This is a genomic window from Tardiphaga sp., assembly GCF_044336785.1.
In the GTDB taxonomy this organism is placed as follows: domain Bacteria; phylum Pseudomonadota; class Alphaproteobacteria; order Rhizobiales; family Xanthobacteraceae; genus Tardiphaga.
In genome coordinates this window covers 1-20448 of record NZ_JBIIOT010000092.1, presented here as the reverse complement: position 1 = coordinate 20448, position 20448 = coordinate 1, and the positions used below count along the sequence as shown (strand labels likewise).

15 protein-coding genes and 1 pseudogene are annotated in these 20448 nt (G+C 63.0%); 8 read left to right on the top strand and 8 right to left on the bottom strand.

Annotation, left to right across the window (positions count from 1 at the left end; translation table 11 throughout):
• On the top strand, positions 1-862 hold an 862-nt coding region (locus ACIQ2A_RS20965; protein ID WP_398482935.1), incomplete at its 5' end, for a TonB-dependent receptor.
• Positions 863-1011: 149 nt separating this feature from the next.
• Positions 1012-2457 carry a PepSY domain-containing protein gene (locus tag ACIQ2A_RS20960; RefSeq protein WP_398482933.1) on the top strand — a complete coding sequence of 482 codons (1446 nt, stop codon included), beginning with the start codon at positions 1012-1014 and terminating at the stop codon, positions 2455-2457.
• Here the strand turns inward: ACIQ2A_RS20960 and ACIQ2A_RS20955 are convergent.
• Complete coding sequence (locus ACIQ2A_RS20955; protein WP_398482931.1) at positions 2454-3869, bottom strand: TAXI family TRAP transporter solute-binding subunit; 1416 nt, start codon at positions 3867-3869, stop codon at positions 2454-2456. The two genes, ACIQ2A_RS20960 and ACIQ2A_RS20955, sit on opposite strands and share 4 nt — an antisense overlap.
• Positions 3870-4086: 217 nt before the next feature.
• Here ACIQ2A_RS20955 and ACIQ2A_RS20950 point away from each other — a divergent pair, with 217 nt between their 5' ends.
• Positions 4087-4389: a 4a-hydroxytetrahydrobiopterin dehydratase gene (locus ACIQ2A_RS20950; RefSeq protein WP_398482929.1), complete on the top strand. Its 303-nt coding sequence runs from the start codon at positions 4087-4089 to the stop codon at positions 4387-4389.
• A gap of 219 nt (positions 4390-4608) precedes the next feature.
• Entirely contained in the window at positions 4609-4986 is a 378-nt protein-coding gene (locus tag ACIQ2A_RS20945) for a YkvA family protein (protein WP_398482927.1), read from the top strand.
• Between the two features lie 9 nt (positions 4987-4995).
• On the opposite strand, the gene ACIQ2A_RS20940 is transcribed toward ACIQ2A_RS20945, so the two are convergent.
• The 5 genes from ACIQ2A_RS20940 to ACIQ2A_RS20920 form a co-directional block, all read right to left on the bottom strand.
• Positions 4996-5772 (bottom strand): TIGR02186 family protein, encoded by a 777-nt coding sequence (locus ACIQ2A_RS20940; protein ID WP_398482925.1) that lies wholly within the window; start codon positions 5770-5772, stop codon positions 4996-4998.
• On the bottom strand, positions 5769-6701 hold the full coding sequence (locus tag ACIQ2A_RS20935; protein ID WP_398482923.1) for a sulfite exporter TauE/SafE family protein: 933 nt from the start codon (positions 6699-6701) through the stop codon (positions 5769-5771). The genes ACIQ2A_RS20940 and ACIQ2A_RS20935 overlap by 4 nt, the downstream gene beginning before the upstream one ends.
• Positions 6702-6918: 217 nt before the next feature.
• A complete protein-coding gene (locus tag ACIQ2A_RS20930) occupies positions 6919-7578 on the bottom strand; it encodes a hypothetical protein (RefSeq protein WP_398482920.1) in 660 nt (219 codons plus the stop codon).
• A 349-nt stretch (positions 7579-7927) separates the two neighbouring features.
• Positions 7928-11353, bottom strand: a complete 3426-nt coding sequence (locus tag ACIQ2A_RS20925; RefSeq protein WP_398482918.1) for a hypothetical protein — start codon at positions 11351-11353, stop codon at positions 7928-7930.
• Between the two features lie 246 nt (positions 11354-11599).
• The gene (locus ACIQ2A_RS20920; RefSeq protein ID WP_398482916.1) at positions 11600-12151 is read right to left on the bottom strand and encodes a TetR/AcrR family transcriptional regulator; all 552 of its coding nucleotides are present in this window, start codon (positions 12149-12151) and stop codon (positions 11600-11602) included.
• A gap of 108 nt (positions 12152-12259) precedes the next feature.
• On the opposite strand from ACIQ2A_RS20920, the gene ACIQ2A_RS20915 reads away from it, so the two are divergent.
• From ACIQ2A_RS20915 to ACIQ2A_RS20900, 4 genes are all read left to right on the top strand, one after another.
• Positions 12260-12640 carry a nuclear transport factor 2 family protein gene (locus ACIQ2A_RS20915; RefSeq protein ID WP_398482938.1) on the top strand — a complete coding sequence of 127 codons (381 nt, stop codon included), beginning with the start codon at positions 12260-12262 and terminating at the stop codon, positions 12638-12640.
• Positions 12641-12736: 96 nt separating this feature from the next.
• The gene (locus tag ACIQ2A_RS20910; protein ID WP_398482914.1) at positions 12737-14527 is read left to right on the top strand and encodes an acyl-CoA dehydrogenase C-terminal domain-containing protein; all 1791 of its coding nucleotides are present in this window, start codon (positions 12737-12739) and stop codon (positions 14525-14527) included.
• Between the two features lie 161 nt (positions 14528-14688).
• A complete protein-coding gene (locus ACIQ2A_RS20905) occupies positions 14689-15897 on the top strand; it encodes an acetyl-CoA C-acetyltransferase (RefSeq protein WP_398482912.1) in 1209 nt (402 codons plus the stop codon).
• 12 nt (positions 15898-15909) lie between these two features.
• On the top strand, positions 15910-18123 hold the full coding sequence (locus tag ACIQ2A_RS20900) for a 3-hydroxyacyl-CoA dehydrogenase NAD-binding domain-containing protein (RefSeq protein WP_398482910.1): 2214 nt from the start codon (positions 15910-15912) through the stop codon (positions 18121-18123).
• Between the two features lie 154 nt (positions 18124-18277).
• On the opposite strand, the gene argF is transcribed toward ACIQ2A_RS20900, so the two are convergent.
• Complete coding sequence (argF, locus tag ACIQ2A_RS20895; RefSeq protein ID WP_398482908.1) at positions 18278-19216, bottom strand: ornithine carbamoyltransferase; 939 nt, start codon at positions 19214-19216, stop codon at positions 18278-18280.
• Positions 19216-20439: pseudogene (locus ACIQ2A_RS20890) on the bottom strand (aspartate aminotransferase family protein). The gene argF and the pseudogene ACIQ2A_RS20890 overlap by 1 nt, the downstream one beginning before the upstream one ends.
• Positions 20440-20448 lie beyond the last annotated feature (9 nt).

Here is a 20448-nt window from a genome sequence, read left to right as displayed (position 1 = left end):
TCAATATGCGTTCTTTGCCGAGAACCGGCTGGCGGTGACCGAGCAATTCTCGCTGATCGCCGGCGTCCGTCAGGACCAGCCGAGCGTGACGCGGACCGACTTCCGCAATCCCGCCAACAGCTATACGCGGGATTATTCGGCCACCTCATGGCGCGTCGGCGCCGTCTACACGCCGATCCAGAATCTTGCTTTCTACGGTCAGTATTCCACCGCTGCGGATACGATCGGCGGCCTGATCTCCGCCAGCAATGCCAATTCGAAATTCGACCTCGCCATCGGCAAGCAGGCCGAGATCGGCGTCAAGCAATCCTTCTGGGGCGGCCGCGGCGAATGGACACTCGCCGGCTATGAGATCGTGAAAAACAATCTGCTCGCAGTCGTCCCCGGCAGCGGCGGGATCGTTCAGCAAGTCGGCCAGCAATCTTCGCGCGGCGTCGAAGCCTCGATCGGCCTGCTGCTCGATTACGGCTGGCGCATCGATGCCAACACCGCCTTCCTGCGCGCGAAGTATGACGACTTCCTGCAGGCCAGCGGCGTCAACTATGCCGGCAATGTCCCGTTCAACGTGCCGCAGAATGTCTCGAATATCTGGGCGACCTGGGGCTTTGCGCCGAACTGGTCGGCCAATGCCGGCGTGCAGATTGTCGGCAAGACCTATGCTGACAATGCCAATACGCTGGAAATGCCGAGCTACATGCTCGTCAATGCCGGCGTGCAATGGAAGCCCGACATCAACACCACGGTGTCGCTGCGCGTCTACAACCTGTTCGACAAGATCTATGCGACGTCGAGCTATAGCGACAATCAGTGGATCCTGGGCATGCCGCGCACCGCGCAGCTGGCTGTGAATGTGAAGTTCTAGACCGAGGCCTGCGTGTTCCCTCCCCCGTTCTTTACGGGGGAGGGTCAGGGTGGGGGCGCCCCACGTGACGTCGGAGCGTAGTGCCTCCCCCACCCCGGCCCTCCGCCGCAAGAGCGGGAGAGGGAGAAGGAAAAAGCGAACCGATCTCAATGCCTCTCAGACTTAATCGAACGTTCCGGCACTGGCTGTATCTCACCCATCGCTGGATCGGCATCGTCACCTGCCTGTTCTTCGCCATGTGGTTCATCTCGGGCGTGGTGATGATGTATGTCGCCTTCCCCGGCCTCTCCGACAAGGAGAGGCTGGCGGCGCTGCCGGACATCGCGTGGGAGAAAGCAACGCTGTCTCCCGACGATGCAATGAAGGCCGCGGGCAGCACGCGCTATCCACGCGAGCTGCGATTGATGATGCTGGCTGATGAGCCGGTCTATCGACTGGGCGACTGGAGCGGCAAACGTCAAACGATCTCGGCTGTCGATGGCCGCGCGATCACCGAGATTTCCGGACAACAAGCCCTTGCCATCGCCGCAATGCATCCTGCAAGCAAATCACCTCGCTTCGAGGAGATGATCGACCGTGATCAATGGAGCGTCGTCGCACGCTACGATCCTTTGCGGCCGTTCTATCTCATCAATCTCGGCGATGACGCCGGCACAAAACTTTACATCTCCTCCCGCTCCGGCGAGATCGCCCTCGACACCGATCGCACCGAACGTGTGTGGAATTGGCTCGGCTCGATCCCGCATTGGATCTATCCGACCATCCTGCGCCAGGACCAACCGCTCTGGCGGCAGGTGATCCTGTGGTCGTCCGGCATCTGCCTCGTGGTCGGTATCACCGGAATCTGGGTCGGCATCCTGCGCATGCGCCTGAAGCGGCGTTATGCCAATGGAAATATAACGCCCTATCGCGGCTGGATGGCCTGGCATCACATCACCGGCCTGATCGCCGGCGCCTTCATCCTGACCTGGATGTTCTCAGGCTGGCTCTCGGTCAATCCCGGCAACTTCTTCGCCGACCGCAACACGGCGCGCGAGATGCTGCAGCGTTACGCTGGTCATGACGCGGCAACCTTCGCAGCAAAGTGGCCAATCGCGCACCATCCGGCAGTCGAGGCGCGCTTCACCTGGGTCGATGGCATGCCGCTGGTGATTACGAATTCTCGTAGTGGCGAACGAACGGTGCTGGATGCCGCCACGGGTACTGCCGCTGTGTTGCCACAAGACCGCCTCTGGACTGCCGCAACAAAACTGCTCCCGCGCTCGCAACTGACGGACAAAATCGAGCTGAAAGAACCGGATTTCTACTGGTACGCCCACCATCGCGACCGCGAATTCCCGGTTCTCCGCGCGGTGTTCAACGACGATGCGCAGACCTGGATTCACATCAGCCCGGTCACCGGCGATGTCCTTGGCCACGTGGATTCGAGCCGCCGCACCTATCGCTGGATGTTCAATGCCTTGCACAGTCTCGACTTCCAGCTGCTGCTGAAATATCGCCCGGCCTGGGATATCGTGGTGATCCTGCTGTCGATCCTGGGCTGCATCGTCTCGATCAGCGGCGTCGTGGTCGGCTGGCGCTATCTCAAGCGCTAAACCGCGAGCGGTCGCGGCATCTGGCGCGCTGGCTCCGGCGGGATCATGCCGATCAGCGCCTTGCGATCAGCGACGGCGTTGTGGAATTGCTCGAGCGCGATGTTGAAGGCGGTCAATGTGCCTTCCTGAATCGCGCCATGCTCATAGCACGTGAGTGTATCGCGCAGGATGCCATCGGCTTCGGTCTGCATGCTGTCGAGCTCTTCGAGCGAATCGCATTTGCGCGCGATCGCGATCATGTCGAGCAGGCGGTCGCGCTGCGAGACATTCACATTGCGCTCGTCGCGGCGGAAATAGCTCGCGAACCACGCACCCGCCGAGCCCATGGCCGACAGGCCCATCAGGCTCCACCAGATGTAATCGCTGTAGCGATCGAGGAAGGTCTTCTCTTCGCCGTCCACATAGGCGGCAGCGCCGGGATGCGCGGGGATGACAGCATCCTTGTCCGTGTCAGGCGTTTCGATCTTCGCGGCGAGCGGGAAGTCGTTGATGATCTGCTGGCGGATCGCAAACAGCTGCCGCGTCAGCGCCGCAACCGTCACTTCGGACAGGCCCTGCCGCGCCACGATGTGATGTGAGAAGCTGATGGTCTTGACATCATCATCCGGGCGCGCCGGTGCGCCGCCGAAAGTACCCGCCGGAATTTCAGAGGCCTCATAGACCGGATAATTCTGCGCGATCGCATCTGCGGAATCGATGGCGAGGAAGGTCGGCGTGCCGCCATCACGCGTGGTCGCCTGCAGCGCCTCACCCGTGATCTTGCTGTTGACGGGGCCGGCCGCGATGAAGGCATCGACCTTCTGGTCTTTCACGGCTTCAGCGACATCGGTCGTAGAGAACTGCTGGATCGTCACCTTGGCGGGATCGACGCCATACTGACGCAGGATGACGTTGAGCAAATTGACATTGGCTTGCGTCTTGCCGATCACGCCAATGCGCTTGCCGGCGAGGTCAGGAATCTTGGTGATCTTGGCCGCCGCCTTCTTGCCGCGGACCGTGCCCTTGGCCGGCGCCGGCACCCACAGCACGGCGACATTCTTGCGAAGAGTCGCCACCGCTCGCGCGTTTTTGGGTACGGGGAGATCGCCGCGGATGACAGCGAGATCGGCTTTGCCATCGGCCAAAGCCTGCGCGCTCGCCGTGGCGCCATCGGTAATCTGCGGGCGCAATCGCACCGTGCGATGATCGCGTGAAAAAGCCTGCACCAGCGCCTGCACGACCTTGACGTCGTCGCTATTGGCAGGCCCGACCGCAATCTTCAGCGGCACGGGCTTCATTGCGAAGTAATAGGCGCCGGCGACGGCAGCGACGATCGCCAGCGTGCCGGCCAGCGTGATCAATGTCATCTTGCGCCGGACCGAACGCGGCGACGGAAGCCCGACCGGTCCAATGACCTCGGGTCCATCCGTCATCGATCTCGAAAACAGGCGCTTCAAGTCCATTGTCACCAAAGTGGGTTAGAGCCGCAGTCTATCAAAGTTCCGGACCCCGTGCCCGTTCCAAAGCCAGCATGGTTACCGGGACGCGTGGTTAGCGGTCCATGCGCGGAATTTGCTGCCTTATTGTGGCATGGATCGATGATGTGTCATTGCGCGTTGGGGTAAAGTTCAGGTGATACAGGAGGTTGCCATGGTGGATCGGCTATCGGCGGACGGGCGCAAGGCGGCGCTGAAGGAACTGACTGGCTGGAGCGAGGCCAAGGGCCGGGACGCCATTGAGCGGACTTTTACCTTCAAGGACTTCAACGAGGCTTTCGGCTTCATGACGCGGGCGGCGCTGGTGGCCGAGAAGAGCGATCACCATCCCGAATGGCGCAATGTCTACAAAACCGTGGAGGTGGTGCTGTCCACCCACGACGCCGATGGGGTGACCCAGAAGGATGTCGACCTGGCCAAGGCGATGGATGCGATCGCAAAGCGGCTGAACGGGTAACGTTGCAGTGCTGTAGAACGTGACCAAATAAGTCGAGGCGCAAGCTCTGCCTTCTCCCCGCTTGCAGGGAGAAGGTGGCGCGGACGAAGTCCGCGACGGATGAGGGGGAGCCTCCGCAGACTCGGCGCGTGTGAAGAGCCCCCGCACCCGGCGCTGCGCGCCGACCTCTCCCCGCAAGCGGGGCGAGGTTAGATCGAGCGTCATTGAGAGGATCAAAGCATGGCCACCGAACATAGCGTGGGATTTGAGCCCGCCGACCGGCTGGCGCAGGACCGCGAAAGCGTTCGCAAGCAATTCTGGCGCAAGCTGAAGAAACTCGCCGTGAAGCTGCCCTTCATGGAAGACCTGCTCGCAGCCTATTATTGTGCCTTCGACCGGCAAACGCCGCGCCATGTGCAGGCGGCGCTGCTGGGCGCGCTCGCTTATTTCATCCTGCCGTTCGATTTCGTGCCGGATGTGCTGCCGATCCTCGGCTTCGGCGATGACGCCGCGATCCTCGCAACCGCGTTGCGAATGGTGGCGACGCATATCAATGACGATCATCGCGAAGCTGCGAAGCGTGCAATGGCGCGGGGACTGGACGAGGAAGAAGCTTAGCCTCTCGCATCAGTCGCGGCGGAATACGATCGACGCCGCCCAACCGGACAGCAGCGCCATGATCGCCGTCATCACGCCGTAGATCAGGCCATGATTGCGCGCGGCATTGGCGACGAATTGCTCGAAGCCGACCTTGACGATGTCGAAGGCAGTTTCGGTCTTGGTGATGAAAGCGCCATCGGCGAACAGCTCGATTTCGACATCGTAAGTGCCGATGGGCACTTCGGCCGGCAACGGGATCGTGGTGCGAAACAGCGTCGGCGTGAGGAAGGTCACTGCCGAGGTCTCTTCGCGGTAGAGGCCATGTTCCTTGCGCAGCCGCACGAAAGCGCTGCGGAACGGATCGGTGGACACCACATCCGCAAAGTCGGTGCCGACGCGCTGGGTGAGCAGCACATTGTTGATGCCTAGTTGCTGGCGGCGCTGCACATCCACCGGCGCGATGGCATCGATGGGGCGATTGGCGAACACCGCGAGATAGGCCGGCACCTGCAGAAATTCGCGCGATTCCGTATTGATCCAGATGCCGAAGCGGCGCTGCTTGCGCCAGGTGACGAGATCGGTGCGCGGGCCGGAGACCGTAACGACCAGATTGTAATTGCTGCGGGCCGGCGGCGTCTTGTCGTCCTTCTCGACGGAGCCGAACAGGACCAGTTCCTCACCGGCATAATTCGGCGTGACGGTGACGCGATGATTGGACACCGACACGATCAGCCGTTCGGCCCGCACAGGCGCGACCGCGCTGAGCAACAGAGCGAGGATCGCAATCAGCCAGGCCCACATCATGACCCACCACCTCCGGAGAGATCGCGGACGATGAACAGGTCGTCCGGCTGGATCACCAGTTGCGCGGCGAAGCGGATGCCGACGGCGAGGATGAGCAGGCCGAGCAGCAGGCGCAGATGCTCGCCGCGGATCTTCTGCCCGGCACGCGCGCCGAATTGCGCGCCGGTGACACCGCCGACCATCAGGATCAGCGCCAGCACGGCATCGACGAGGTGATTGGTCACCGCATGCAGCAGCGTGGCGATGATCATGGTGACCAGCGTCAGCACCATCGAGGTGCCAAGCACCGTCGCGGTGGGCACGCGCAGCCAGTAGATCAGGATCGGGATCAGGATGAAGCTGCCGCCGATGCCCATGACCGCGCCGATAAAGCCGATCAGCAGGCCGACAGCGACGACGGGAATCACCGAGAGATAAATCTTCGAGCGCTTGAAGCGCATTTTCAGCGGCAGGCCATGCACCCAGTTATGGCTGCCGGGCCGGCGAAAGGTGACCGGCGTGCCGCGACGCAGCCGGATCAGCGCGCGCAGGCCTTCCCAGAACATGGCGCTGCCGACACCCGTGAGCAGGATCACGTAGGACAGCGCGATGGTGAGATCGAGCTGGCCGAGATTGCGTAGCAGCGTGAACACCCAGACGCCGAGCGCCGTGCCGGCGATGCCGCCGGTGAGCAACACCCCTGCCAGCGCAGGGTCGATCGCGCGGCGCCGCCAGTAGGACAATGCGCCGGAGAAGGACGAGGCGGCGATATGGCTGGCCACCGAGGCCACCGAAACCGCCGGCGAAATGCCGATGAAAATCAGCAGCGGCGTCATCAGGAAGCCGCCGCCGACGCCGAACATGCCCGACACGAAGCCGACCGCGGCGCCCATCGCCAGGATGAGCAGCACGTTGACGGGAAGGTCGGCGATCGGGAGGTACAGCTGCACGCGCGTTCGCTTCGAGATTGGCGCCGCGTCGGGCCCTGGAGTTCTGGCCAAAGCCACGCGCGGCATTGTTCTTGAGGCGGCGCGGATGGGGCCGCAATTCCCTCTTAGACGATATCGTCCTGCGATGGGATCAAAGATTCCGGCGAATGGCCCCTTTTTCGCCGGATCGGACCAGCAACCGCTGCTGTGGTAAATGGCTTGCTTGCAAAGCTTGATCTCAACTGCGTTGCACGGGATCGGTGACCAGATTCATGCTCGATGCCTCGCCACCGGTGAGCCAGCGGATCTTCTCGGTGCCGGACATCGCCTCCACCACCGATGACGAGACGCCCATCTTGGTCATGTAGCTCAGCACAAAACCCATGGTGCGCTGCGCGGAAGCCTCGGCATCGTCCCTCACCCTTGGCGAGGAGAAGCGATGTACGCCGAGCCGCGAGCCATCGATGCCGATGCGCACCTTGCCACCGGCATAGGCCGTGACACAGGCGCTGGCGCAGAAGGATGGCTTGATGCGCCCATCGGCATCTGCCGTGCCGACGGCCGTCGAGAGGCCGCGGGCGCGGATCACTTCGCCCATGATCATGGACTGGCTCAGATTGCCGCCGGGCGACGACATCAGCACGATATCGCCTGGCTGCAGCTTGGCTTGATCCAGCTGTTCACGAAACCAGGTGGCGCTGGCAGCGCCAATCTTGCCGGAGATCGCCAGCGCCTTGCGACCCGATTTTCCGAGATCGACATTGTCGATCACCTCGGCGCTCATGCTCGGCGAGACGTACAGATCCTTCCAGTAGGACCAGGCTTCGGGCGTGGAGAGATCCTTATAGGCGCGGATGCCCAGGCCGCCGAACAGCAGCACCGCAAAAGCAATGGTCATCAGGCTCGGGCGCCAGCGCTGTGCGGGTTCTGGCTCTGGTGGAGACTGCTGCGAGTTTCGCTGCTGCTGCTGCGGCGGCGCAACGCGGGGAATGCTCCAGGGGCCGGCAGATGGGGCGGATGGCCGCGACTGCGGATCGTCACCATGCAAAGACAAATCGAATTCCTCACGCTTCAGCAATCAAGTCTGATGAAGCTTTGTTGAGGAAATAAGACCGCGGGTTCGAACATTCGAGCGATTAAATGCGATCTCGTAGGGTGGGTTGAGCGAAGCGATACCCATCACCACGAGCACGGATGGTTGTGATGGGTATCGCTTCGCTCAACCCATCCTAAGGTCCGAACATTCTTCAACGTGCAGCGCGCTTGCTGTTCGCGGATTTGGCGGCTTGTGCCGGTGCATTGTCCCAGCCACCGGCAGGCGTTGCGACATTGAGCGCATCTTCCGGTTGGCCTTCCGGCACAAAAGTCTGGATCGCGAGCTTCGCTGCAGCCAGCGACTGCGGATCGAGGCGCTTGGCCACATCGTCACGCTTCTTGCCGGCATCGACATCGCCCGCGGCGGCGGCGAGGCTGAACCACTTGAAGCTCTCGGCGAGGTTCTGATCGACGCCAATGCCACGCGCATAGAGGATGCCGAGATTGAACTGGCTGTCGGCCACACCGCGATCGGCGGCCTTGCGGAACCAGAGCGACGCGCTCTTGTAATTGGCGCCACGGGTGCCGCCATCGGCATCGAGCACAGCGAGATTGTGCATCGCCTTGGCATTGCCGCGTTCGGCCGCCTGCATGTAGTAGCGGCGCGCGATCTCCCAGTCCTTCTTCAGGCCGAGGCCCTTTTCATACAGCGTGCCCAGGCGGAACATGCCGGGCACGACGCCGGCCTGCGCCGCGCGGTCATACCACTTGGCGGCTTCTTCATAGCTCTGCGGCACGCCGCGGCCTTCGGCGAAGCGCACACCGACTTCGAAGGCAGCCGTCGCATCGCCCTTCAGCGCAGCACTACGCAGTGCTGCACCACCGATGCCATCAGGCAATTTCTCGCCGGCAGGAATCGTCACCGTTCCAAGTTTCTGACCGCTTGGTGGCAGCAGCGTCGGAGCCGCTGGCAAGCCTGTTTGCGGCGCGGCAATGCTGCCGGTCACATCGGACGAGATATAAGGAACGGGCGCCGCCTGCGGCACCGGTGCCTGCTGCGGCGCAGGCGCGGCTTCAGGCGTCGGCGCGATCAGCGACTGCTTGCCGATCGACGGCGCCGATGTCGGCGCACCGATGGACGAAGCCGGCGCTTGCGGCTGAATCTCGTTTGCCTTCGGCGCATCGAGATAGAGCGGCGGCGTATGGCTGTTCGCGGCCATCGGCGGCTGCGATCCGCCGTCGTCCAGCAGCGTCATCGCCATCTTGAACGAGCCGAGCACGATCAGGACGACGCTCGCGCCGACCAGCAGCGAACGGATCTTCGAGCCAATGGTAGATGGGCCCTTCTCGCCCTCGGCTTGCGGAGCGGTCTTGGCCCCCTTGGGTTTCTCACCCGTCGAGGCGGCTGCCTGCGCAGCGCGGCGCGCGGCGGCAATGAAGCTCGATGCGCTCGCGGGCTCCGGAGCGGCACCGGCGATCTCGCTGATCGCATCTTCCGACGCGGCGATACGTTCCGACGGCGAGGCACCGCGACCTTGCGGGCGTGTGCCAGGCTCAAGCGGATGATCGGGCGGCAATTGCGGATCGACCATCGGACGCGGCGACGACGGACGCTCGACGGTGACCGGTGGCGCGGCCGGCTTTGGCGCCGGCTTCGGATCGAGAATATCGCTGATGGCCTTCGGCACCTGGAACGCAGGTGCAGGCTCGCTCGAAATCGCGGTCGCGGCGAAATCGCGCGGCGCGGCGTCGAAATGCGCCTGCGGCGGACGCACTTCGATCTGCGACGGCGCAGCAACCTGCGGCTTCACCGGATTGGGCATTTGCGGACGCGGCGGCGCGGCCATGGCCGGCTGCATCGGCGACTGCTGCATCGGAGCGGGCTGCGGCGCAGGCGGCATTGGCGCTGCGGCCGGCACGGGCTGCTGCAGGGCCGGACGCGCGCTGACATTGCGCAGATCGCCCTCGATCTTGGCCAGACGATCGACCACATGGCCGAGGGTCGAATGCACGACCTCCATCGAATCCTGCAGATGGCGATCGGTTTCCGACTGGCTGAAGCGCATGTCGGACAGTTCGCGCTTGAACGAATCGACCAGGCCGGATTCGGCGCGGCTGTCGCTCAGCGCCGCGGCGAACATCGTCTGCTGGCGTTCGAGATGGCGCAGAATGTCCTGCAGGCCGTCCTCGACGCGGCCGAGATTGTTGGCGGCGCGCGGATCGCTGATGCTCTCCATCCGCTCCAGCAGATAGGAGACACGCTGCTCCAGATGCGTGAAGGCGGAGGACTGGTCGTTGCCGACCGGCAGGTGATCGAGGCGCTGCGCGAGTGCCGCGAGCGCGGTTTCCAGATTGTCCGAATTGGCGGCCTGCGGACGCTCGCGATTTTCGAGCGTCGTGGTCAGCGTCATGATGCGCGCTTCGAGCGCGGCAAACATACTGGTGTCGCTGCTCTGGGCGAGCTGATCGACCTTGGACGACAAACGCTGCAAGTCGTCGCTGAGACGTCCGACCGCTTCATTGGTGGCGACATTGGAGACGATGGCGCGCAAGGCAGCGAGCGCGCCTTCGAGCTGCTCCAGCGTGCCGGGATTGTCGCTCGAACGCACGATCTGGTCGATCTTGCTGCCGAGATTATTAATGGCCTGGTCGAAGCCGGCGAGCTGTTCGGCTGGCGTCAACGTCTTCAGCGTCTTGTGGATGTCGCCGAGCGCATGTTCGAGATTGCCAAGCACATCGGCATCAATGCCGCTGGAGCGCGTTTCATCGATCCGCTGCGAGAGCGCGCGGATTTCGTTTTCGATCGATTCGATGGCGCGACGCGGCAGCGCTTCGGTCACCGCAGTGCGGATCTCGGCGAGCTCGCTGCGGAACGTCGCAATCGATTGCTCGATGCTGTCATTCGGCCGCTGCAGTGCATCGATCTTGCTGGTGATCTGCGATAGCTGGCGCTCCAGCCCCGACATGTCGGGCATCGCTGGCGGCGGCGTCACATGGGGAGCGATCGGCGGCGCATAGCGTGGTGCCATCCGCGGAGCGCCGTCGAGTTCATCCTGGCGCGCTGCGATCTCAGCGATCGCGAAATCGAGCGAGAACGGATCGGACGGCGGCGCCGAGCTATAGACCTGATTGGCTGCACGCTCGACCATGTCGGGATTCGGGCGCGGATCGTAATGCGGCTGATAGGCCGGCGCAGCGCGACGCGGCTGCTCGCTGATCTGCGACAGACGCGCATCGAGGCGCGAGATGGCTTCATTGAGCTGGCGCGCAACGCCGGGCTCATTGTTGCTGCGCGGTGCCGGGCGCGAAAATTCTTCGATCTGGCGTGCGATCGCGTCGAGGCGCTGATGAATATCCGCGACTTCGGCGACGTCGCGCTGCGGCATCGCTGCCGGACGCGGCGGCATGGCCGCACGCGGTGAATGACCGGGACGCGCCTGATAGCGCGGCGCCTGGGGAGCTTCCGTCGGCCGGGCATGATCGGCATAGCCATGCATCGCGGGAGCAACCGGAGATTCGCCGATGGTCGTGTTCAGCCAATCCGTCAGGGACATGCCCGCGCGGCGCGCAGCGGCTTCGGCCCGCTCACGAACCGATGGGTCCATCCCCTCAACACTCCACGATACGCGCGAATTCATGCTTTGGTCCGGTTACGAGCCTGACGCCAACCAGCGCCTGCAGCCTCCACGCGTCCCAAGATGAAGAAATTCGAAACGGGAACGCGGTGGTCTGCCTCAGTCCGGACTTTTCAGGGTTAGGGTAAATAACGGGTTAAGGATGCCCGTATCCGCGCCTTAAATGTTAATCGGACGATACACTTGCGCGGATTCATAGGTAGGATGAGGCGTTCGCGCCTCGGATGTTTCAGGGCGTGAACACCGCACTTAGCGCGTGAACAACGCGCTGAGGTCGTCGATGTCGCGCTCGGTCATCGAGTCATGGCGCGGATCCATCACCGCGGACTGGCCGATATAGGCCCAGTAGAGAAACTCGGCGCGCGACAATGCGCGGCGGCTCTCGACCCCCGCCTCGGTCAACACATTCGCCATGTAAGCAATGCGCCGGGCATCGACGGACGCCACCATTTTGGCGACAGCCTTGTCGGTCGAGGCCATCCCGCGGATCGAGCGATCGAGGCTGCGATCCTCGTTGAAGGCCAGCTTCATGAGATGCGTCAGGCGCGCTGCGCCGGTGGTCGAGGCGTCAGTCTGCTCCAGAACCTGATCGGTGGTGCGCTCCTGCCAACGCTCCAGAAGCTGCAGGCGAAATTCTCCGATGTCCTTGAAATGCCAATAGAAACTTCCGCGCGAGACGTTCAGCCCGGCAGCGAGATCTCCGACCTTGAGCGCAGCCGCACCCTGCCGCGCCAGAATGCGGAGGCCGTGATCGAGCCACGCCGTGCGGGTCAGCCTGTCCTTGGTCACTTGCTCGTCCATGAACCAACCATACACAAGTGTATTGACGAAATCCATCCGCCCGCGCTAGTTTCCATGCAAGGGTGTATGGAAACGCGGAGACCGCCGATGGCAATGCAAGGCAATCAAATGCCGGGCCTCGACAAGTGGTATGGCTTTATGACGTCCCACGACCATGCGGCGCTCAAGGAGCTGCTGCATCCCGATGCGGTGTTCGAGAGCCCGGTGGTGCATTCACCACAGCGTGGCCGTGACATCGTGTTCAAATATCTCGCCGCGGCCGAACAGGTGCTGGGCGGCCCCGGCTTCACCTATATCGGCGAATGGCGCAACGAGACCTCGGCCGTGCTCGAATTCGAGAACGAGATCGAGGGCATCAAGATCAATGGCATCGACATGATCACTTTCGATGCCGATGGCCGCATCACCCATTTCAAGGTGATGGTGCGTCCGCTCAAGGCGATCAATCTGTTGCACCGTCTCATGGGTGAAATGCTGGCGCGGCAATAAGGCGCCTGCAGATTCAAGCCACCATCACCTGGCGATGCTGTAGACTGACCGCAGGTCGCCGCAACTGAACAACGAAATCCAACCGGGGAGGATTCCATGCCCAGTTACAAAGCGCCGCTCGAAGACGTCGGCTTTCTGCTCAATGACGTGTTCCAGTTCGACCGCTACAACAATCTCCCCGGCTTCGCCGACGCATCGGCGGATGTGCGCGAGGCGATCCTTGGAGAAGCCGCCAAGCTCAGCGAGGAAGTGCTGCAGCCGCTGAACCGCGTCGGCGACCTCGAAGGTTGCAAGCGGAACGACGATGGCAGCGTCACCACGCCAAAGGGTTTCAAGGATGCGTTCAAGCAGGTGACTGAAGGCGGCTGGCTCGGCCTCTCCGCGCCCGTTGAATATGGTGGCCAGGGCCTGCCGGTGACGTTGTCGCAGACCGTCGCGGAATTCCAGATCTCGGCGAACATGGCGTTCTCCATGTATGGCGGCCTCACCATGGGCGCGACCGCCGCACTGATCGTGCATGGGAAGGACGAGCAGAAGAGCAAGTACCTGCCAAAGATGGTGTCCGGCGAATGGACCGGCACCATGAACCTGACCGAGCCGCATTGCGGCACCGATCTCGGCCTGCTCCGCACCAAGGCGGTGCCGCAGGGCGACGGCAGCTACAAAATCTCCGGCACGAAAATCTTCATCTCGGCCGGTGAACACGACATGGCCGACAACATCATCCATCTCGTGCTGGCACGCATCGAAGGCGCACCGGCCGGCATCAAGGGCGTGTCGCTGTTCGTGGTGCCCAAGGTGCTGGTCAATGACGATGGCTCGCTCGGCGCGCGCAATGGCGTCGTCTGCGGCTCCATCGAGCACAAGATGGGCATCCACGGCAATTCCACCTGTGTGATGAATTACGACAATGCCACAGGCTGGCTGATCGGCGAAGAGAACAAGGGCATGCAGGGCATGTTCGTGATGATGAACGAAGCCCGTCTCGGCGTTGCCGTGCAGGGCCTCGCGCAGTCGGAAGTCGCTTATCAGAACGCTGTCGCTTACGCGAAGGACCGTCTGCAGGGCCGTTCGCTGACCGGGCCGAAGTCGCCGGACAAGGCGGCGGATTCGATCATGGTGCATCCGGACGTGCGCCGCACACTGCTCACCATCCGCGCCTTCAACGAAGCCGCCCGCGCCATGGTGGTATGGACCGCGCTGAAGAGCGACGTCGCCCATCGCTCGGAAGACCCGAAGGAGCGCCAGGCCGCTGACGATCACATGGGCCTGATGACTCCGGTGCTGAAGGGCGTGCTCACCGATGGCGGTTTCGCCAATGCGGTGTCGGCACAGCAGATGTTCGGCGGCCACGGCTATATCGCCGAATGGGGCATGGAACAGTTCGTGCGCGATGCCCGCATCGCCATGATCTATGAAGGCGCCAACGGCATCCAGGCGCTGGATCTCGTCGGCCGCAAGCTGCCGCGCGATGGCGGCCGTGCCGCGATGGCCTTCTTCGGCGAGGTTGCGGCTTTTGCGAAGGAGCATGGCGGCGACGAAGCCATGAAGCCTTACGTCGATCCGCTGTCGAATGCGCTCGGCCACCTGCAGCAGGCCACCATGTGGCTGATGAACAATGCCATGGCCAAGCCCGACAATGCCGGCGCCGGCGCCACCGATTACATGCAACTGTTCGGCCTCACCGCCTTTGCCTATATGTGGGCGAAGATGGCGAAGATCGCCCAGGACAAGATCGCGGCCGAAGGTGCAACGCCGTTCCTGACCACCAAACTCGTTACCGGCCGCTTCTTCATGGAGCGGATGCTGCCGGAAACCACCGTGCATCTCGCCCGCATCCAGACGGGAGCCGCCACGACAATGGAGCTTCCGGCGGAAGCGTTCTGATCATAGTGGTCAAAACACACTCGACTGTCATCCCCGCGAAAGCGGGGATCCAGTAGACACCAACGTCACAGATCAAGCTCAAACGCCCGCGTTTACTGGATCGCCCGGTCAAGCCGGGCGACGACAATGGGACAACCGGATTAAATCCGAAGGGAGACACCATGCCCGAGGCCTATATCTACGATCACGTTCGCACGCCGCGCGGCCGCGGCAAGTCCGATGGCTCGCTGCATGAGGTGACGGCGCTCGCGCTCGCCACCGCGCCGCTGAAGGCGCTGAAGGAGCGCAACAACCTCAAGCCCGGCAGCATCGATGACGTCATTCTCGGCGTGGTCGATCCCGTCGGTGAAGCCGGCGGCGATATCGCCCGCATGGCGGCGCTCTCGGCCGGCTATGGCAATGATGTCCCCGGCATCCAGATCAACCGCTTCTGCGCGTCCGGCCTCGACGCCGTGAACTTCGCAGCCGCCCAGGTGATGGCCGGCCAGCATGAACTCACCATCGGCGGCGGCGCGGAATCCATGAGCCGCGTCGGCATCGGCGCGTCGGGCGGCGCATGGCCGGTCGATCCGTCGATCGCCGTTCCCGCCTACTTCATGCCCCAGGGCGTCTCCGCCGACCTGATCGCGACCAAATACGGTTTCTCGCGCGATGACGTCGATGCTTACTCCGTGCAGAGCCAGCAGCGCGCCGCCAAGGCGTGGGAGGAAGGTCGCTTCAAGAACTCGATCGTCCCGGTCAAGGACATCAATGGCCTGACCATCCTGGCGAAGGACGAGCATATGCGCCCGTCCACCACGATGCAGTCGCTCGCAGCATTGCAGCCCTCTTTCGCCACCGTGGCAGCCATGGGCGGTTTTGACGGCGTCGCGATCCAGTCGCATCCGGAAATCGAGGCGGTAAACTACGTCCATCACGCCGGCAATTCGTCGGGCATCGTGGACGGCGCCGCCGCCGTGCTGCTCGGCAGCCTTGATGCTGGCAAGAAAGCCGGCCTGAAGCCGCGTGCAAAGATCCGCGCCTTCGCCAATATCGGCTCCGAGCCGGCGATGATGCTCACCGGTCCGGTGGATGTCACCAAGAAGGTGCTGGAACGCTCCGGCATGAAGCTCTCGGACATCGATCTGTTCGAACTCAATGAAGCCTTCGCCTCGGTGGTGCTGCGCTTTATCCAGGCTTTCGACATCGATAATGAGAAGATCAATGTCTGCGGTGGCGCCATTGCCATGGGTCATCCGCTCGGCGCCACCGGCGCCATGATCCTCGGCACCGTGCTCGACGAACTCGAGCGCACTGGCAAGTCGACGGCCCTCGTCACTCTCTGCATCGGCGGCGGCATGGGCACCGCCACCATCATCGAACGCGTGTAAGGAGCGGCCAACATGACCTTCAAGAATTTCAAGGTTGAGACCGACGCCGACGGCATCGCCCTCGTTACCTGGGACATTCCCGGCCGTTCAATGAACGTGCTCGACACCACCACCATCGAAGAACTCGGCGCCATCGTCGACCAGACCACGGCGGATGCCGCCGTGAAGGGCGTCGTCGTCACCTCCGGCAAGGATGCGTTCTCCGCCGGCGCCGATCTGTCCATGCTGGAAGGCATGAACAAGGTGTTCGCCGAGACGAAAAAAGCCAAGGGCGAGGAAGCCGCCCAACAGCTGCTGTTCGACGAGAGCCGCAAGCTGTCGCTGACGCTGCGCAAGATCGAGACCGCGGGCAAACCGTGGGTCGCGGCCATCAACGGCCTCGCGCTCGGCGGCGCATTCGAAGTGACGCTGGCCTGCCATTACCGTGTCGCGGCTGAAAACCCGAAGACGCGCCTCGGCCTGCCCGAGATCAAGGTCGGCCTGTTCCCGGGCGGTGGCGGCACCCAACGGCTTGCGCGCATGCTGCAGCCCCAGGACACGATGCAGATGCTGCTCAAGGGCGATGCGATCAATCTCGCCAAGGCCAAGGCGATGAACATCGTCGGCGCCGTGGTGCCGGCAGCCGATCTCATCAAGACCGCCAAGGAATGGATCAAGGCCGGCGGCAAGGCTGTGGCGCCATGGGACGAGAAGGGCTTCAAGCTGCCCGGCGGCCCCGTCTATTCCAAGCAGGGCATGATGATGTTCCCGGCGGGCAACGCCATCTATCGCCGCGAGACGTTTGACAACTATCCGGCCGCCCGCGCCATCATGCAGTGCGTCTATGAAGGCCTGCAATTGCCGATGGATGCGGCGCTGCGGGTGGAGTCGCGTTACTTCGCACACGTCCTGCAGACCAAGGAAGCAGCGGCGATGATCCGCAGCCTGTTCCTGTCCATGCAGGAGCTCAACAAGGGCGCGCGCCGTCCGCAGAATGTCCCTCCGACCAAGGTCAAGAAGCTCGCCATCATCGGCGCCGGCTTCATGGGTGCGTCGGTCGGCTATGTCTCGGCGAAGGGCGGCATCGACGTGGTGCTGATCGATCGCGACCAGGCGGCCGCCGACAAGGGCCGTGCGCATTGCCAGTCGGTCATCGACGGGCTGATCGCCAAGGGCCGCGCCAAGGAAGCCGATCGCGACGCGCTGATGTCGAAGATCACGGCCACCGCCGACTTCAATGTGATCAAGGAATGCGACCTCGTCATCGAGGCCGTGTTCGAGGATCGCGCGGTCAAGGCCGAGATCTACAAGAAGGTCCAGCCGCTGCTGAAGGAAGGCGCGATCATCGCCTCCAACACCTCGACCCTGCCGATCAACTCGCTGGCCGAAGAATTCGAGGACCAGTCAAAATTCATCGGCATCCATTTCTTCTCACCGGTCGAGAAGATGATGCTGGTGGAAACCATCGTCGGCAAGAACACCGGCGATGTCGCACTCGCCACGGCGCTCGACTACATTCGCGTCATCGGCAAGACGCCGATCGTCGTGAATGACAGCCGCGGCTTCTTCGCCAATCGCTGCGTGCTGCGCTTCACCGCCGAAGGCCTGGAAATGCTGCTCGAGGGCGTGCCGCCGGCGATGATCGAGAACACCGCCAAAATGGCCGGCATGCCGGTCGGCCCGCTGTCGCTGTCGGACGAGATCGCACTCGACCTGGTGCTGAAGATCATGAAGGCCACCGAGGCCGATCTCGGCTCGCAGGCGGTCGATCAGGCGCAAAAGAAGCTGATCGTCGAGATGGTGGAGAAGCAGGAGCGCTTCGGCCGCAAGAACGGCAAGGGTTTTTACGAGTATCCGCCGAAGGGCAAGGGCTCGAAGGCTCTGTGGAAGGGCATTGCGCCCTTGCTGCCGAAGCCGGTCGATCCCGACACGCTCGACGTGGAAGAGCTCAAACAGCGCTTCCTGGTGGTGCAGGCGGTGGAAGCCGCGCGCACGGTCGAGGACAATGTGATCGTCGATCCGCGCGAAGCGGATGTCGGATCGATCCTCGGCTTCGGCTTCGCCCCGTTCACCGGCGGCACGCTGAGCTATATCGACTTCATGGGCACGAAGAAGTTCGTCGAGCTCTGCCACAAGCTGGAAGCGAAATATGGCTCGCGGTTCACGCCGCCGAAGCTGCTTGAGGAAATGGCTGCGAAGGGCGAGACGTTCTATGGACGTTTCGCGCCGAAGAAGGTGGCGGCTTAAGAACCGCGTTCAAACTGTCATCCCCCGCGAAAGCGGGGGATCCAGTAGACACCGGCACCGCGGTGCTATCATTGACGTCAGTGTATACTGGATCGCCCGGTCAAGCCGGGCGATGACAGTGAGAGTGTGTTGCGGCGACAGTCGGGTACCGTGTTTACTTCACCGCGCCCAGACACCACGCCAGAATCCCCTTCTGCGCATGCAGACGGTTCTCGGCTTCGTCGAACACCACCGATTGCGGACCATCGATGACCGCATCCGTGACTTCCTCGCCGCGATGGGCGGGCAGGCAGTGCATGAACAGTGCGTCCTTGTTCGCCAGACCCATCAGCCGCTCATTGACCTGATACGGCTTCAGGAGATTGTGGCGCGTCTCGCCCTCCTTGTCGCCCATCGACACCCAGGTGTCGGTAACCACGCAATCGACGCCCTTGGTCATGGCATCGGGATCGTGCGAGAAGGTGATGTCGGCACCCGACGCCTTCGCCCAGTCCTTGAACGCCTTCTTCGGCGACAGCTGCGGCGGCGTGGCGATGTTCAGCTTGAACTTGAAGCGCTCGGCCGCATGGGCCCAGGACATCAGCACATTGTTGTCGTCGCCGACCCAGGCAACGGTGCGGCCCTTGATGGCACCGCGATGCTCTTCATAGGTCATCACGTCCGCCATCACCTGGCACGGATGCGAGAAACGCGTCAGGCCGTTGATGACGGGCACGGTGGCATTGTTGGCCAGCTCCATCAGCGAGTCATGATTGAGGATGCGGATCATGATGATGTCGACGAAACGCGACAGCACCCGCGCCGTATCGGCGATCGTCTCGCCGCGACCGAGCTGCATTTCTGCGCCGGTCAGCATGACGACTTCACCGCCGAGCTGACGCATGCCGACCTCGAACGACACGCGCGTGCGCGTCGAGGGCTTTTCGAAGATCATCGCCAGCGTCTTGTTCTTCAGCGGATGATCGCGATCGGCGCTGCTGTCTTTTTGGCTCTTCAGCTTGGCCTTCATGGCGTTGGCTGCATCGAGAATGTTGCGCAGCTCACCGGCGGAGACCGCCGTGAGATCAAGGAAGTGCCGCGGAGTCGTGTTCATCACACGGCTCCCTTTTCAGTTCCCTTGGACAGCACGGTGCAGGCCTGTTCCAGACGCTGCACGGCTTCCTCGATATCGCTTTCAGTCACGATCAGCGGCGGCAGGAAACGCACGACATTGTCGCCGGCTCCCACCGTCAGCAGTTTGGCATCGCGCAGCGCGCCGACGAGATCGGCCGCCGGCACCACGGCCTTGAGGCCGATCAGCATGCCTTCGCCGCGCACCTCTGCAAGCACGGTCGGATAGCGATCGACCACGCTGGCGAGTTTCTGTTTCAGCAGCAGCGTCTTCTGCTTCACCTGATCGAAGAAGCCGGGCTCCAGCATCACATCGAGCACGGAATTGGCCGCAGCCACCGCCAGCGGATTGCCGCCGAAGGTGGAGCCATGCGAGCCCGGCGCCATGCCTTCGGCCGCCGCAGCGGTGACCAAGCACGCGCCGATCGGGAAGCCACCACCGAGTGCCTTGGCCAGCGACATCACGTCCGGCGTCACGCCGAGGCGCTCATAGGCGAACAGCGTACCGGTGCGGCCCATGCCGGTCTGCACCTCGTCGAAGATCAGCAGGATGCCGTTCTTGTCGCACAATTCGCGCAGCGCCTTGAAGAAGGCGTTCGACGCAGCGCGCACGCCGCCTTCGCCCTGCAGCGGCTCGATGACGATGCCGGCGGTCTCCGGACCGATCGCGGCTTTCACCGCATCGAGATCGCCAAGCGGCACCTGGTCGAAACCATCGAGCGGCTTGCCATAGCCTTCGAGATACTTGGCGGCGCCCGTGGCCGCCAGCGTGCCGAGGGTCCGGCCATGGAATGCGCCTTCAAAGGTGATGATGCGCGTGCGCTCGGGGTTGCCCTTGGCGAAGTGATAATGCCGCGTGACCTTCAGCGCGCATTCCATCGCCTCGGCGCCGGAATTGGCGAAGAACACGAAATCCGCGAACGAGTTTTCGCACAGCCGCGCAGCAAGGCGCTCGCCATCCGGGCTCTTGAACAGGTTCGACATGTGCCAGAGCTTGGTGGCCTGTTCCTGCAAGGCGGCGACCATATGCGGATGCGCGTGGCCGAGCGCATTCACCGCCACGCCGCTGGTGAAATCGAGATAGCGCTAGCCGGTGGTCGAAATCAGCCAGGAACCTTCACCGCGCTCGAAGGCAACATCCGCGCGCGCGAAGACAGGCAGCAAATGGGCCTGAGAGATTTGCGAGGATGGTGCGTTGCTGGTCATAACGGTTCC